Source organism: Mesorhizobium sp. WSM3866 (genome assembly GCF_002294795.1).
GTDB lineage: Bacteria > Pseudomonadota > Alphaproteobacteria > Rhizobiales > Rhizobiaceae > Mesorhizobium.
On the sequence record NZ_NSGC01000003.1, the window covers coordinates 34685 to 48427 of the forward strand.

The window sequence follows — 13743 nt, forward strand, 5'->3', positions numbered from 1 at the left end:
GCAAGAGCAATAAATTTGCACTTACGCGGCATTTAATTCCGTTTGCCTTCCTCTTCCCTCCGTAGCACGTTTGGGGCGGTACGGAGCTGGCGCCTCGGCATGTGGCGGCGGTTTCTTCGACAGAAAGCTCGCGGCCATGCACAGGCGGACCGCTGGCCATCGGCTTACGCCCGATCGGCTCCAAAGCCCACGACATTGCGATGGACGCAATGTCACGGACGACTGAAAACACGAAGCAGACAGCGCCTGGTTCTCCGATCGCGGCGGATGAATGCCGTCCCTCGCGAGAGCCATCAGGCTTGCCTGCAATGAAAGGCAGGTAGCGCACCATGTCGAATTCAGCTGCAGCGATGGAAGGCCACAAGCCCCGGTTTCTGGTCGGGTGGCTGTACTCGACCAACCACAAGGACATCGGGACGCTCTACCTGCTCTTCTCGATCTTGGCGGGGATTCTCGGCACCGCGCTTTCGATGCTGATCCGGATAGAGCTCCAGGAGCCAGGGCTGCAGATATTCAGGGATCCGATGGCCTACAATGTCGTGGTCAGCTCCCACGGCCTCATCATGATCTTCTTCGTTCTCATGCCGGCCCTGATCGGCGGCTTCGGCAACTGGATGGTACCGATCATGATCGGCGCACCCGACATGGCGTTTCCGCGCATGAACAATATCTCGTTCTGGCTGCTGGTGATGGCGTTCATCCTCTTCATCACCTCGATGTTCGTGCCGGGAGCGCCAGGCACGCTCGGCCATGGCGGCGGCTGGACGCTCTACCCGCCGCTTTCGACCTCCGGCCAGCCTGGTCCCGCGGTCGATCTCGTCATCCTTTCGATCCACCTTGCGGGAGCGTCATCAATCCTCGGCGCGATCAACTTCATCACGACCATCTTCAACATGCGCTCGCCAGGAATGACGATGCACAAGATGCCGCTCCTTGCCTGGGCGATGCTGGTGACCGCTTTCATGCTGCTGATGTCGCTGCCGGTGCTGGCCGGAGCGATCACGATGCTGCTCACGGACCGCAACTTCGGCACGACGTTCTTCGTTCCTGATGGCGGCGGTGACCCGATCCTCTACCAGCACCTGTTCTGGTTCTTCGGCCATCCGGAGGTCTATATCATGATCCTGCCCGGCTTTGGCATCATCAGCCACGTCATCTCGACCTTCGCCAGGAAGCCAATCTTCGGCTATCTCGGCATGGCGTATGCGATGGTGGCGATCGGCCTGATCGGCTTCCTCGTCTGGGCGCACCATATGTATACGACCGGCATCTCCCTCGACAGCCAGCGCTACTTCGCCTTCGCCTCGATGGTCATCGCCGTTCCCACAGGCGTGAAGGTGTTTTCGTGGCTGGCCACAATGTGGGGCGGATCGATCGAGTTCAAGACACCGATGCTGTGGGCTATCGGCTTCGTCTTGCTCTTCACCGTCGGCGGCGTCACCGGGATCATGGTCGCCAGCCCCGGAATCGACCGCTCGTTGCACGACACCTATTTCGTGATTGCCCACTTCCACTATGTGCTGTCACTGGGCGCGGTCTTCGCCATCTTCGCTGGCTGGTACTACTGGTTCCCGAAGATGACCGGATACATGTACAGCGAGACGCTCGGGAAACTGCATTTCTGGACGATGTTCATCGGCGTCAATCTCGTCTTCTTCCCGCAGCATTTCCTCGGCATGGCCGGCATGCCGCGCCGCTACGCTGATTATCCCGATGCCTTCGCCGGCTGGAATTTCGTCTCCTCGATCGGCTCCTACATCTCGACCGCGGGGCTGTTCATCTTCTTCGTCGCGGTCGCAGAAGCTTTCAGCCGCAAGCGCCCGGCCAGCGCCAACCCGTGGGGCGAAGGGGCGACCACACTTGAATGGCAGCTGCCGTCGCCGCCGCCATTCCATCAGTGGGAAAGGCTGCCCCGGATCCACTGATATGGGCATCTTCGACAAGTCGATGGGTGAATGTCATGAGCGAGACCTCAGACCCGACCAGCCAGATCCTTCTCGTTGCGATTCTCGCGCTTTATTGGGCAATGCTTGGGAGTTGGAGCCAGCTCCTCTCCCGCTGGGACGACGAGAGGGCCAAGCGGGACACTGCAGCGGCGCGGCGGGACGAAAGTGCCGAACACACATCCTGTGCGGACATGTCCCAGGATGCGCTTCGCAAGATCGACCCGGATTTCGATCTCGCGGCATTTCTGGCCGGCGCCAGGAGGGCCTATGAAGCGATACTGCGGGCGTTTGCGGAGAGTGACATCCAGACATTGCAGCGCCTCGTCGGGCCGGAAGTGCTTGATGCCTTCGAACGAGATATCGTCGGGCGGCGCGATCGGCAAGAGATGCTGGAACTCACCTTCATCAGGACAGACGAAACGAAGGTTGTCGATGCTTTCGTGGAGAATGGCACCGCTGAGATAGTTGTTCGATACGTTTCCGACGTAGTCAGCGTTACACGCTCTGCCGACAATGCAGTCGTCGCCGGCGATCCCTGGGAGATCGTTGAGATGATCGATACGTGGACGTTCGCCTGTCAAACCCAGTCAAGGAAGCGGAACTGGATGTTGATCGCCACCGAGGGCGAACAACAACAAGCCTGAGTTCTTGCGATAGGGTCCGGCGGCAGGCTTGTCACGGTTAACGAGCACCAACCCAGCGGGCTGGGATGCGTTCGCGAAATCTGTCAGCAGGTGGGATGCACTCCGCCATCGGTGCCGGCGATCAGTTCGACATGAGCCCGTTCAGCCGATCAGCTTCAAGTAGCGAGCGGGTAGCGCCGCCGAAGATCCACTCCCTGAACCTGCTGTGGCCATAGGCGCCGGATATGACGAGATCCGCGTTCATTGCGCCGGCGACGTCGGCGATCGTTCGGCCATTGGATTTTTCCGGAAACACCTCCGCCTTGGCCTCTACGCCGTGCATGTCCAGGAAGGCGACAACATCGTCCAGCCCGTTCCAGGTTTGGTCAGTTGGGCCATCGTCGATCGTAATGACCCGAACCTCCTGAGCCATCCGCAAAAAGGGCATGGCATCTAGAACCGCGCGCCTGGCTTCACGCGTGTCCTTCCATCCGACCAGAACCTTGTTGATGCGGAAATTCTCCTGGTTGGTCGCTGCCACAAATACGGGCCGTCCGGCCTGAAGGATCAGATTGCCGAGGTCGGTCGACCGATACGCGTCGCCGAAACTGGCACCCTCCGGCGATGCTGTGACGATGACATCGGCCAACCGCGCCGATTCAATTAGCGAGCGGGTCGGATTGCCCACGGCCCCACGCCATTGCGTATGAACCGTCGTGCCAGTAATGCTTTCGAACTGCGCGTGGAGGTCCTCGAGCCGTTGCTTGATGTTCTTGCGCTGGCGCATCATGCTCTCGCCTTCGAAGGCCACTCCACCTTCCATTACAACCGGCGGCGGAACGTCGGCGGCCGACAGACCTATCAGGCGCGCGTCGAAGCGCTGGGCGAGATCGACTCCGAGCTTGACAACAGGAGCGACCATCCCGTCGATGTCGAGGTTGAGAACGATCGACTTGTAGCCCATGTTGGCTTTCCTTCCGTTGGTTGCGGTTGATCGCGGCGCCGGAACGCAAACGTCAACAGGGCCCGCCGCGAGATCCGGCAAGGTTTCAACAACCTCAAGGACGAACGATGGCTGGAGTGAGGAGTTCGCCGGCCGGCGCGATCGTCAGGTCCCCGCCTACTCGAACATAATCCGAGCGGTGCCTCTTTTGGCGATCAAGGCTCTGCGAACTTCCTGAACCCGTTCAGCCTCTCGTTTGGTATAGGGGCCCATCGGCCGGGTCTTTTCATTGCCGCGACGGACCCGGCAGTACCAACGACCGCTGTCGGAGAAGATTGCGACCGACGTCGGCATCTGATGGGACTCTTGTTCGGCAACCTCCTTGGCGAACTCGACGATCTTTGAATGATGCTGAGTGGGCGCAATGATTTGCAAATCCCTGGCAACGTCCTGTTGCAATGCGGACATAGATCGGTCTCCTTTCGGTCACGGTGACATGCTCGGCTGCGTCATTCTCGGTGCGCTCCCACCCGTGCTCGAGAGCGCGTTCTAGCTTGCCGTTTGGCGCTCCATTTCCAGCTCGGCCTGCAAACTTTCCAGGTCGCGGAAGATCGAGGCGACAGCGAGCGTGCGCCCCTCCCGTTTGAATCGGAGCAGGCAATCCCTGGCCGCGACGTCTCCATCGACCGAGATCTCGTCCCATCGCTCGGCATGGCCGACATAGTTGATGGGCACATCGTAATGCTGGCTCCAGAAGAACGGCACAGCCGCGAACTTCTCGCGATGGCCAAGCATGTTGAGTGCGGCGGTGCGACCTTGTCTCTCCGCAACCACCCAATGCTCTACCCGAAGATTCTCGCCACTATGCGGATCGGGCCACCGGGCAATGTCGCCGGCCGCGAAAATTCCGGGCGCGCTTGTTTCCAAAAACGCGTTCACCGCAACGCCGCGATTGAGTTTGAGCCCGGCCTTTTCGGCGAGACCTATGCGTGGCCTGACGCCGACGCCGGCCACGACGAAATCTGCCATCAACGTGCCGCCGCTGCTGAGCTTCATCTTGTTGCCGTCGATGCTGGCCGCAGTCGCCTCGAGATGGAAGACGACACCCTTCTCCTCATGGAGGGCGCGGATGAAGTCGCCCATCCGCGGACCCAGGACCCGCTCCATAGGCCGTCTGTCCGGCGCTACGACATGAACGTCGATGCCGCGCGAGCGCAGCGCCGCCGCAACCTCGAGGCCGATGAAACTGGCGCCGAGCACGGCGCAGCGACGCGCATTCGCGGCCCGCTCGATAATCGCCTTGCAGTCGGCGAAAGAGCGCAGCGTGTGGACAAATGATTGCTCGGCTCCGGGGGTAGCAAGCCGAACTGGTTCGGCCCCCGTGGCAAGGAGCAGCCTTTCGTAAGAAATCGTGCTGCCATCCGACAGCACAACCTCGCGGGACCGCGGGTCGATGCGGTCGGCCTTTGTGTCGAGACGCAGGTCGATGTTGTTTTTCGAATAATACTTCTCGCCGCGCAGCGGAATCCAATCCTGCGGCGCCCTGCCGGCGAGATAGTCCTTTGAGAGGTTCGGTCTGTCGACGGGCGGCGCCTGGTCATCGCTGATCATGGTGATGCTGCCCTGGTATTGCTCACGCCGCAGTGTCTCGACGGCAGCGAAACCAGCCGCGCCACCCCCGACAATGACAATTCTTTCCGGAGCCGCACCGCCATCTCGCACCACCGGTGCCGTTCGCTTACGCTTCTCGACCACGAATATCTTGCCTTCTCGCTGTTCCACAGACCAGCAGGCGAGCGGGCTGAAGGCGGGCGCGCGCAGCGCCTCGCCCGTGCGCAGATCGAAGCACGCGTGATGCCACGGACACCGAACCGTGTCTTCTGCTACCAGACCGTCGACGAGCGGCCCGCCGTAATGCGTGCATGTCGCGCTGACCGCGAATACCTCGCTCCCGCGGCGCACCAGCAGCACCTGCTCGTCGCCGCAATGGCCGACGAGCTTGCCGCCATCCTCAAGATCGGCGATCGCGATGCCCTGAACCAGATCCGGACCGTTTGCCTTCGAATGGCTCCCAGCCATTTTCGTCTCCGTTGGCGATTCTCAGCGCAAGATCGATAACTGGAGCCTCGATAGACTTCGCACGCCCTGAACATGTTCCATCCAGGCGCGCCTTCAGACCGACGCTTTCGTTTTCACCGGAGCTCCCGACTAAAGCGGAACCGCTACGTCCCAGTCTCCTGCCATCCAGGGCACCATGCAAACGAATTTAGTGAGCGATTGAATGCATTTTTTGTGTTGGATTCCAGGAGCATGTGATGGACGGACGAAGTGAGGACAAAGTGAACATGCCGGCCACTTTGAGGCTGTCGGTGTCACCACGGCGCGTGTTCTCGACCAGCCCGTCCCTTGGGCTGCTCACGGCTCAAGTCGGACCGCCGGCCAGCAAGTTTTAAAGGATCGCTTGCCTGGTCTTGCCCCAGTCCGCGAGAAAGGATGCCAACCCCTTGTCGGTGAGTGGATGCTTGGCAAGGCTCCGAAGTACAGTTGGGGGAATGGTCGCAATATCGGCGCCTGCAATTGCCGCAGCTTTGACATGGAGTGGAGTGCGTATTGAAGAAGCCAGGATTTCCGTCGTGAAGCATGCGTCGTTGTCGTAGATCGCGCGGATTTCCCGGACCACTTCCATGCCGTCCAATCCGAGGTCGTCGAGCCTGCCGATGAAGGGCGAAATGAACGTCGCGCCCGCCTTGGCCGCAAGCAATGCTTGGTTTGCGGAAAAGCACAGCGTGACATTGACCTTGTGGCCGAGGCGAGCGAGCGCCCGACAAGCCCTGAACCCATCCCAGGTGGATGGTACCTTGATGGCCACGGTGGTCGCGATGCTCGCCAAACGCTCTCCTTCGGCAATCATGCCGTCGAAGTCGGTCGCGGTGACTTCCGCTGAAACCGGGCCTTCGATCGTCCCGCAGATCTCCTTGATCACATCCCTGATCGGCCGACCGGTCTTCGAGATGAGCGACGGGTTCGTGGTCACCCCATCGACAAAGCCTGCCGCGGCAAGCTCGCGAATTTCAGATATATCGGCTGTATCGACAAAGAATTTCATTGTGCGTCTCCTCGATGATTTGATGAACCTTGCTCGGTTTGGTTCCAGAAAAGTGATTTGAACCCGCTGTAGTGGTCACACGCCCCATGTCCTTGATGGCACAAAGGCAGGGCGGCGCGACGTCTCTAGCGATGTCCCAGCAAAATCTCTCTCAGGACGACGGCATCGTTGTGGGCCTCGTCATGAGCCGAGTAGACGAGCGTGACAGGGCCGTGTCGTATCAGGTCGCGGAGCCGGTCGAGCTCATCGCCATGCGCGTGGATTTCCGCCGCATATCTCCGACGGAATTCGTCCCAGCGGGCGGGATCGTGTCCGAACCATTTCCGAAGCTCGGTGCTTGGCGCGAGTTCTTTCATCCAGCAGTCGATGCCGGCATCGATCTTCTTGACCCCGCGCGGCCAAAGCCGGTCAATCAGCACCCGCGTGCCATCGTCGGCAGCTGGGCTCTCATAGGCGCGCTTCAGTTTTATGCTCTCGTCGATGGCTTTTCCGCTCATCCGTCCGTCTCCTTTCGTTGACGGCATCGAGAAGCCCGGAGAACTCGTTTCGAAGGATCATCTCGTCGGCTTGATCGGATACGATGACGAAGATGCTGCCCCAATACCGTTCGATCCAGTGATGGCCGGTTCCGTGGCTTCGCAGGTAGTCGCCGATCTGATGAACGGTCGAATACCCCAGGCCCTGATGCAGGAGGAATTTCATAAGATTGTGCTTTGCAAGCCGGACAGATCGTCCCTGGCTCAGGGAGAGGCCTTCTGTCCTTGGGCGTTGAACTGTTTCAGATAGGCGATCACATCGGCGATCTCCTGGTCTTTGCTGAGACCAGCGAATGTCATCTTCGTGCCGGGCACCAACTTGCGCGGCGCGTGCAGATATGTGGTCAGCGTCGGTTCATCCCAGGTCAGGCCCGAATTCTTGTTCGCCGCGGAATAGCTGTAACCAGGGTAAGTGCCTGCCGCACGGCCAACGACGCCATTCAATACCGGCCCTACCCCGTTCTTGGCGTCGGGCCCGACCGCATGGCAGGCCATGCATCTCTTGAAGACCGAGGCGCCGGCGTCAGCATTGCCAGGAGATTTGTCCTGCGCCTGCGCAGAGCCGACTGCGGTGAGAACCGCGGTCGTCAATCCAAGAATCGTCGATCTCATCTTCGCGTGCTTCAATCAGGGGCGGCTTGGTTGTCGCCAAGCCACCCTGGTTATGTCGGTATTCGAAACGCACAGTCTGCCGGATCCGAAGCGTGGATCCGGACCCGGCAGACCTGCCTCAGGAGGGAACCAATGGGCCGGGGTTCTTCAGATAATTCTTGATCGCGTCCGCCGCCCAATAGGCAAGAGCGCCCACCGGTCCGGTCGGATTCTTCCCGGCGTTCTGCGGGAACACGCAGGCGCCGGTGACGAATACGTTCGGGACATCCCAGACCTGAAGATGTTTGTTCAGGACGCTGGTGGTGGGGTCGGCGCCGAAAACGGCCCCGCCGGTATTGTGGGTGCTCTGATAGGGAACGATGGAATAGGGCACCGGCGGAATGCTCCGATCGACCCTGATCGCACCCATCTCCTTGGCGATGTTCACGCAAATGTCAGCCTGGCCGTTCATCTGCTTAACCTCGTTGTCCTGGAAGTCGAACGTCATCCTCATCAGCGGACGTCCGAAGATGTCCGTATAGGTTGGATCGAGGCTGAGATAGTTCTGCCTGTAGGCCATCACCGCGCCTTGATTGCCAACGTTGGCAGCATGGTCATAGTTGTCGACCACTGCCTTCTTCCAGTCCGAGCCCCAGCGCGGCGTGCCATGGGGTGTCGGATGTGACTGGATAGGCCGGGCGCCCGAGTTGCTGCAACTGATACCGCCGCCGCCGATGTATCCGGCCTTCACGAAATCGTAGTTGTCGCCGTTGAAATCATCCATGCAGGTGCCGAGCGCGCCGGCGCCCATGAAGCGGTTCAGGATGGTCTTCTTGTCGAAGAAGGCGGTAGCCCCGCCGCCGCACTGGTAGGCATAGTTTCGGCCGACCACGCCTTTACCCGTGGCGGGATCGTAAGGAACGCCGATCCCCGACTGCAGCAGCAGGTTGACGTTGCCGAGCGCGTAGGCCGACAGGATGATGAGGCCGGCAGGTTGTTCGAATTCTCGCCCGCGAGCGTCGAGATAGCTGACGCTGACGGCCTTCTTGCGGGTCGAATCGAGATTGACCTTCAGCACGATCGAATTTGTGCGCAGTTCGAAATTCGGATTCTTCAGCGCCAGCGGAATAACGGTGAAATGCGGGCTGGCTTTTGCATTCGCCTCGCAGCCGAAACGCTCGCAGTAGCCGCAGTAGTGGCATTGGCCGAACGCCACGCCATCGGGATTGACGTAATCGCGAGACGCGTTGGACGAGGGGTTTGGGAAGGGATGGTAGCCGAGGTTGCGGGCCGCCTTCTCGAACATCACCATGCTCTGCGCGGCGATCATTGGCGGGTTGGGATAATCTTCCTTGCGCGAGCCCTCGAAGATATTGCCGCCGTCGATTTTCTTGCCGTTGAGATTGCCGGCCTTCCCGGAGGTGCCGCAGGTCTTTTCGAACTTGTCGTAATAAGGTTCGAGATCGTCATAGGTGATCGGCCAGTCCTGCAGGTGCATGTCCGAAGGGATGATCTTTTCGCCGTACTTGTCGACGGTCCGGGTGCGCGCCTGATGATCCCATTCGAGCCAGCGCCAGGTCACGCCGTTCCAATGCACGCCGGCACCGCCGACACCCTGCCCTGGCAAGAACGAGCCGAGTTGACGCATCGGCAGCGCCGTTTGCGATTCACTATTGCGGAATGTGATGGTTTCCCGCCGCACGTTCTGCATGAGGTCGTGGCGGGCGGCGTAGCGCAGTTCGTCGTGGATTTCAGGATCGATGAAATCCGGATTGGTGTCACGCGGGCCTCCCCGCTCAAGGGCGACGATCTTGAGCTTGGTGGATGCAAGCTCCTTGGCAATGATGCCGCCTGTCCATCCAAGACCGACAATCAGCACATCGACCGGGTTCAGTTTGGTGGCCATGTCAAAGTCTCCTTTTTCTTGCGGCGATCAAATGAGGTCCTGGATGCCCTTCGGTTCAGCCTTGTAGGGCTTGTTCCGGAACGGCTCGATCTTGTACGCGTACATGGCATCTGCGCCGGGGAAGCCGATCATCTTCCAGGCAGCTGCGTCCTTGTTCCCGCCGTACATCGGGTCCGCGAAATAACCCTCGATCGTGAGCTGCAGAAGGAGGCTGAAGAAGGTTGCAGCGGGCACCGTTGGAAGCTCGGTCTTCGTGGCCTCAAGGTCCGCCATAACGGCGGCGCGGTCCTTTGCCGAAAGGGCCGCGAAGCTGTTCTTGTGGCTTTTCTGTACGACGGCATTGACGTCGGCGATTCCCGCCCGGATCAGCTCCGAGGGCGTCATCGGCAATTGATATCCCTGCCCGGGCGTACCCTCGCCGAACGGCCCTTCCAGATAAAGCCGGTCGCCCTTGCCGTATCCGCTGGCCATCTGCCGGTCGATGTATGTCGCCACGCCAAGCTCCTTGGCTCCGGGACCGGCCGCATCCTTTGGAATGAGCGTGTCGACCGCCGCCTCGACGAAGGCGGATTCGTCGACATTGAAGAATTCGTAGCCACCGCCTCGGGCACGAGGTTCGGCGGCGTGATGGTGCTTCGTGTCCGTGGCGGCAGCTGCCACGATCTCGTCCGCCGATGTGGATCCGCCAAACGGCAGGGTGCCCGCTGCCGCGCCGGCTGCGCCGAACAGTTTTAGAAAGTCACGACGTCCGACATCGCCTTGGCCGTTCTTTTCTTTCGTCGACATGATCGCTCCTGTGACACTGCGGGCAAAACGAGGGTGAGGATGGAGAGGCCTATGCCCGGTCCATCCCGGCGCTGCGCCGCATTCAGCGCTCAATCCGGTGAGTATTCGGAGAGCCTAATGTTCGCGCCTACTATGTGGCAAACGAAATTCATTGACATTTAAGCGCAACTTTTATGCTATTAGCGGTCATGGATATCGAACTCGCTCGCACCTTTGTTGAGATCGTCTCGACCGGGAGCTTCATTCGCGCCTCGGAGCGCTTGAACGTCGCCCAGACGACCGTCAGCGCACGGATCCGCAACCTCGAGCAACAATTGGGCCGACCACTCTTCGTTCGCCACAAAGGCGGCGCTTCGCTCACGCCCGCGGGTGAGCAATTTCTGCGGCACGCTCCGATGTTCGTCCAACTATGGCAACGCACCCTTCACCAGGTTGCCGTGCCTACGGGACGCCGGGCTGTTCTGACGGTCGGCAGCGAAGTCAGCCTCGCGCAACCTCTTCTGCTCGATTGGGTCCGATGGATGCGCCGCTCGCTTCAGGATATTGCACTTAGAGTGCATGTCGATGTGCCACAGGACCTGATCAACCAGGTCGCCTCGGGAATGGTCGACATAGCCATCATGTACGCGCCCCCACACAGACCGGGCCTGAAGATCGATCTGCTTCTTGAGGAAAAACTGGTTCTCGCGACCACCAACCCCGAAGCGCAACTCCTGGACGGATCCGATTATGTCTATATGGATTGGGGGCCGGATTTTGAGCTTCATCACGGCGTGAATTTCCCGAGTGCTGCGCCGGATCTTTCCTTCGACCTCGGTCCGCTCGGATTGAACTATGTTCTGGCCGCTGGCGGGTCCGGATATTTCCGGATGAGCTCTGTGCAACCTCACATAGAAGCCGGCCGGCTTCATCTTGTGCCTGAAATGCCCCAGTTCTCCTATCCGGTGTACGCGGTGCAATCCGCGAGTGCGGATGAGAGCGTAGTAGGTCCTGCCCTGTCAGGATTACATGCCGTTGCAGGCGGCGACGTTAAATTCTAGTCATTCTTGACGAGGCTTTGACATCCGGTCGGATTGACGGGAACAGCAGGTCGACTGTCGTCCCAATCCCCGGCTCGCTTGCAATGCGAACATGGCCGCCGATCATACGCATCAATGCGCGCACTTGCGGCAGCCCCATGCCGGTACCTTCCTCACCCTTCGTGGTGAAGAAAGGATCGAACGCGTTTCGCAACACTTCGGCGGTCATGCCGCAACCTTGGTCCTTGACGCTAACGCAGACATAGGTTCCCGGCCCCGGCGGATCGGGTGTCGCGGTCTCCTGCACCAACGGTCCGGTGATGACTCTGATCTCGCCGCCATTTGGCATGGCATCGCGCGCGTTGACGACGAGATTAAGCACTGCGGTGTCGAACAATGCGGGATCGATCAGGCAGTCGGGAGTTTCTGCACCGAGTTCAAGCTCGACGCGCACATCGGGTCCGCCGCCGTACCTCAGCAAAGGCGCGAAGGATCTGAGGAATTCATTCACGTCGCCAGCATGAGCATCAAGTTCCTGGTGCTTTGCAAAGGCGAGGAGTTGCGAGGTCAAATCGATCCCGCGATTGATTCCTTCCCGCGCCAGCGTGATGCAGGCCCTCACACGGTTGGGCTCGTCGGCTCTTGCTTCGGCAAGCCTCAGGCCGGACTCGATGACCGCCAGCAGGTTCCTGAAGTCATGCGCAATGCCGCCAGTCATCTCCCCCAATGCAGCAAGGCGATTCCTCGCACGCTCGCGTCCCTCGACTACGGCCCAGCCATCGATAGAAGCGTCCAGCAACTGAGAGCGCCCGCCTCGCCCAGCTTGAGACCGCGACTGATTTTCGCATGTATGCACGTCGCCTGTCATGAGAGCCGTCCCCAATCGACGACAGCCGGGAACTCGTGCCCCGGTCTGACGCAGTATCCAATCCTTCCTTGTTTCAGCCCGGTCCCGTAGGCATGGTCTGATCGCGCCGGACGAACCCTCGTGTCATGATGTCTTCGACTTTCGGAAATGCCTTGAGGGCCGCCTCCGGCAGATCGCCATTCGGGCCAACCAGCTCGGTCCAGCCATGTGCCTCGGGCGCTCCGACGATGATACGTCCGACCATTCCGGCGTGCTCATGCGGGATGCAATAGTAGTCATAGACCCCCTTCTCGGTGAAAATGACCGAAAAGCTCTCGTTGGGCAGGAGGTAGTCGGAATCCCACGGTTTTGCCGCCTTGGGCATGCGGCGCGGTCTCCCGAAGTTCGTCGGACTGTAGGCAGTCGTCGTGTGCGAATTGCCGGAATTGAGATTCGTCCAGCGCACCGTCTGTCCCGGTTCGACCAGGATGCCGATCGGGTCGAACCAGACCTGTGAGCCGTCGTCGCGGCCTCGCATTCTGATTTCCACCACCTCGTCGGCCCACGCGACCTGGGGAGAGAGGGAAAGGGCAGCCACAAGCCCGCCACCCCCGCCCAGTACCTGACGACGTGTGAAGCTCATTTGGCGACACGTGCTTCGTCGGCGGCAGAGACGTGCCACAACACGACGTGGACGTGCGGTTCCGGAACGCCGGGATGCCCGGCATTGTAGTAAATGTCGACATGGTCGACATTGCCGCCCGGCGCCTTGAGGTCGTCCAAACGCTTGTCCGGATTGAGATCCTTGATCGGCAGCATGTAGATGGTGCTGACAAGCTTGCCGTCATGGTCATAGGCAAGGAACGGGCCGGCAGGCAATGTCGTCGGATCGACGAAAAGTTGGCCCATGCCCGGGAGGAAGTCGGGCAGCTTCACGAGCTTGCTGACCTGTTCGTAAGGAGCCGCTGGTGGGGCTTTGGTGACCTCATCCGCCGCCATGGCGCAAAGCGAACCGCCCGTTGTGAAGGCCACTGCGAGGATGAGTTTTTTCATCACGGTATCTCCTTGTTGAACTAAAAATGCGACCACCGTTGATCTATAGGAAGGTCGACAACCGATATTCATTGGCGAGACGGCCTTATCGCGTCCAACCAGCAAGCAGGAGACTGTTCCGGTCGTCAAACGAAATTAACTGTTGTCTCAGTGCACTATTTTTGCTCGTCAGGTCGGGTACGGTTTGCTTGATTTCGAAAAATCTTTCACTATCTTCGAACTGCTATGCATATTTTTAACCTCGATTTCCGGCGAATGCCGAAACGCCTCAAAACGGGCCATTAACCCGGACGCGAGAGGGCCCTGGCTGCGCGTCCGGGATGGCCAGGATCTGAACTTCATTCGAAAGTGATTTCGGCTCTGCCTAAGCAGCGCGGCTGAACACTC

General features: G+C 59.9%; 15 protein-coding genes. 3 read left to right on the forward strand and 12 right to left on the reverse strand.

Features of this window, described 5'->3' with window-relative positions; translation table 11 throughout:
- Positions 1-329 precede the first annotated feature (329 nt).
- Entirely contained in the window at positions 330-1925 is a 1596-nt protein-coding gene (gene ctaD, locus CK222_RS08175) for a cytochrome c oxidase subunit I (RefSeq protein ID WP_095800009.1), read from the forward strand.
- A gap of 35 nt (positions 1926-1960) precedes the next feature.
- On the forward strand, positions 1961-2590 hold the full coding sequence (locus CK222_RS08180) for a Tim44/TimA family putative adaptor protein (RefSeq protein WP_176477593.1): 630 nt from the start codon (positions 1961-1963) through the stop codon (positions 2588-2590).
- A 121-nt stretch (positions 2591-2711) separates the two neighbouring features.
- On the opposite strand, the gene CK222_RS08185 is transcribed toward CK222_RS08180, so the two are convergent.
- The 9 genes from CK222_RS08185 to CK222_RS08220 all read right to left on the reverse strand — a co-directional run bounded on the left by CK222_RS08185 (position 2712) and on the right by CK222_RS08220 (position 10530).
- On the reverse strand, positions 2712-3533 hold the full coding sequence (locus CK222_RS08185) for a universal stress protein (protein ID WP_095800011.1): 822 nt from the start codon (positions 3531-3533) through the stop codon (positions 2712-2714).
- 156 nt (positions 3534-3689) lie between these two features.
- Complete coding sequence (locus CK222_RS08190; protein WP_095800012.1) at positions 3690-3980, reverse strand: hypothetical protein; 291 nt, start codon at positions 3978-3980, stop codon at positions 3690-3692.
- Positions 3981-4061: 81 nt separating this feature from the next.
- Positions 4062-5591: an FAD-dependent oxidoreductase gene (locus tag CK222_RS08195; RefSeq protein ID WP_095800013.1), complete on the reverse strand. Its 1530-nt coding sequence runs from the start codon at positions 5589-5591 to the stop codon at positions 4062-4064.
- 370 nt (positions 5592-5961) lie between these two features.
- Positions 5962-6618 (reverse strand): fructose-6-phosphate aldolase, encoded by a 657-nt coding sequence (fsa, locus tag CK222_RS08200; RefSeq protein WP_067330524.1) that lies wholly within the window; start codon positions 6616-6618, stop codon positions 5962-5964.
- 125 nt (positions 6619-6743) lie between these two features.
- Positions 6744-7115 (reverse strand): DUF488 domain-containing protein, encoded by a 372-nt coding sequence (locus tag CK222_RS08205; protein ID WP_095800014.1) that lies wholly within the window; start codon positions 7113-7115, stop codon positions 6744-6746.
- A complete protein-coding gene (locus tag CK222_RS32200) occupies positions 7066-7320 on the reverse strand; it encodes a hypothetical protein (RefSeq protein WP_176477594.1) in 255 nt (84 codons plus the stop codon). The genes CK222_RS08205 and CK222_RS32200 overlap by 50 nt, the downstream gene beginning before the upstream one ends.
- Positions 7321-7358: 38 nt before the next feature.
- The gene (locus CK222_RS08210) at positions 7359-7766 is read right to left on the reverse strand and encodes a cytochrome c family protein (RefSeq protein WP_095800015.1); all 408 of its coding nucleotides are present in this window, start codon (positions 7764-7766) and stop codon (positions 7359-7361) included.
- A 118-nt stretch (positions 7767-7884) separates the two neighbouring features.
- On the reverse strand, positions 7885-9651 hold the full coding sequence (locus CK222_RS08215; protein WP_095800016.1) for a GMC family oxidoreductase: 1767 nt from the start codon (positions 9649-9651) through the stop codon (positions 7885-7887).
- A gap of 27 nt (positions 9652-9678) precedes the next feature.
- Positions 9679-10530, reverse strand: coding sequence for a gluconate 2-dehydrogenase subunit 3 family protein (locus CK222_RS08220; protein ID WP_141247040.1), 852 nt, complete (start codon positions 10528-10530; stop codon positions 9679-9681).
- Between the two features lie 95 nt (positions 10531-10625).
- Between CK222_RS08220 and CK222_RS08225 the strand changes: the two genes are divergently transcribed.
- Positions 10626-11477, forward strand: a complete 852-nt coding sequence (locus CK222_RS08225; RefSeq protein WP_095800316.1) for a LysR family transcriptional regulator — start codon at positions 10626-10628, stop codon at positions 11475-11477.
- Here CK222_RS08225 and CK222_RS08230 read toward each other — a convergent pair.
- From CK222_RS08230 to CK222_RS08240, 3 genes are all read right to left on the reverse strand, one after another.
- Complete coding sequence (locus CK222_RS08230; RefSeq protein WP_095800018.1) at positions 11467-12324, reverse strand: ATP-binding protein; 858 nt, start codon at positions 12322-12324, stop codon at positions 11467-11469. The two genes, CK222_RS08225 and CK222_RS08230, sit on opposite strands and share 11 nt — an antisense overlap.
- Positions 12325-12397: 73 nt before the next feature.
- On the reverse strand, positions 12398-12901 hold the full coding sequence (locus tag CK222_RS08235) for a plastocyanin/azurin family copper-binding protein (RefSeq protein ID WP_245432975.1): 504 nt from the start codon (positions 12899-12901) through the stop codon (positions 12398-12400).
- Between the two features lie 41 nt (positions 12902-12942).
- Entirely contained in the window at positions 12943-13356 is a 414-nt protein-coding gene (locus CK222_RS08240; protein ID WP_095800020.1) for a DUF5602 domain-containing protein, read from the reverse strand.
- Between the last annotated feature and the right edge of the window lie 387 nt (positions 13357-13743).

Excerpts from the sequence above, each read along its gene's own strand:
- CK222_RS08180 (WP_176477593.1), top strand. The coding sequence starts at position 1,961 with ATGAGCGAGACCTCAGACCCGACCAGCCAGATCCTTCTCGTTGCGATT.
- CK222_RS08240 (WP_095800020.1), bottom strand. The coding sequence starts at position 13,356 with ATGAAAAAACTCATCCTCGCAGTGGCCTTCACAACGGGCGGTTCGCTT.
- fsa (WP_067330524.1), bottom strand. The coding sequence starts at position 6,618 with ATGAAATTCTTTGTCGATACAGCCGATATATCTGAAATTCGCGAGCTT.
- CK222_RS08215 (WP_095800016.1), bottom strand. The coding sequence starts at position 9,651 with ATGGCCACCAAACTGAACCCGGTCGATGTGCTGATTGTCGGTCTTGGA.
- CK222_RS32200 (WP_176477594.1), bottom strand. The coding sequence starts at position 7,320 with ATGAAATTCCTCCTGCATCAGGGCCTGGGGTATTCGACCGTTCATCAG.
- CK222_RS08190 (WP_095800012.1), bottom strand. The coding sequence starts at position 3,980 with ATGTCCGCATTGCAACAGGACGTTGCCAGGGATTTGCAAATCATTGCG.
- ctaD (WP_095800009.1), top strand. The coding sequence starts at position 330 with ATGTCGAATTCAGCTGCAGCGATGGAAGGCCACAAGCCCCGGTTTCTG.
- CK222_RS08195 (WP_095800013.1), bottom strand. The coding sequence starts at position 5,591 with ATGGCTGGGAGCCATTCGAAGGCAAACGGTCCGGATCTGGTTCAGGGC.
- CK222_RS08210 (WP_095800015.1), bottom strand. The coding sequence starts at position 7,766 with ATGAGATCGACGATTCTTGGATTGACGACCGCGGTTCTCACCGCAGTC.
- CK222_RS08185 (WP_095800011.1), bottom strand. The coding sequence starts at position 3,533 with ATGGGCTACAAGTCGATCGTTCTCAACCTCGACATCGACGGGATGGTC.
- CK222_RS08230 (WP_095800018.1), bottom strand. The coding sequence starts at position 12,324 with ATGACAGGCGACGTGCATACATGCGAAAATCAGTCGCGGTCTCAAGCT.
- CK222_RS08225 (WP_095800316.1), top strand. The coding sequence starts at position 10,626 with ATGGATATCGAACTCGCTCGCACCTTTGTTGAGATCGTCTCGACCGGG.
- CK222_RS08205 (WP_095800014.1), bottom strand. The coding sequence starts at position 7,115 with ATGAGCGGAAAAGCCATCGACGAGAGCATAAAACTGAAGCGCGCCTAT.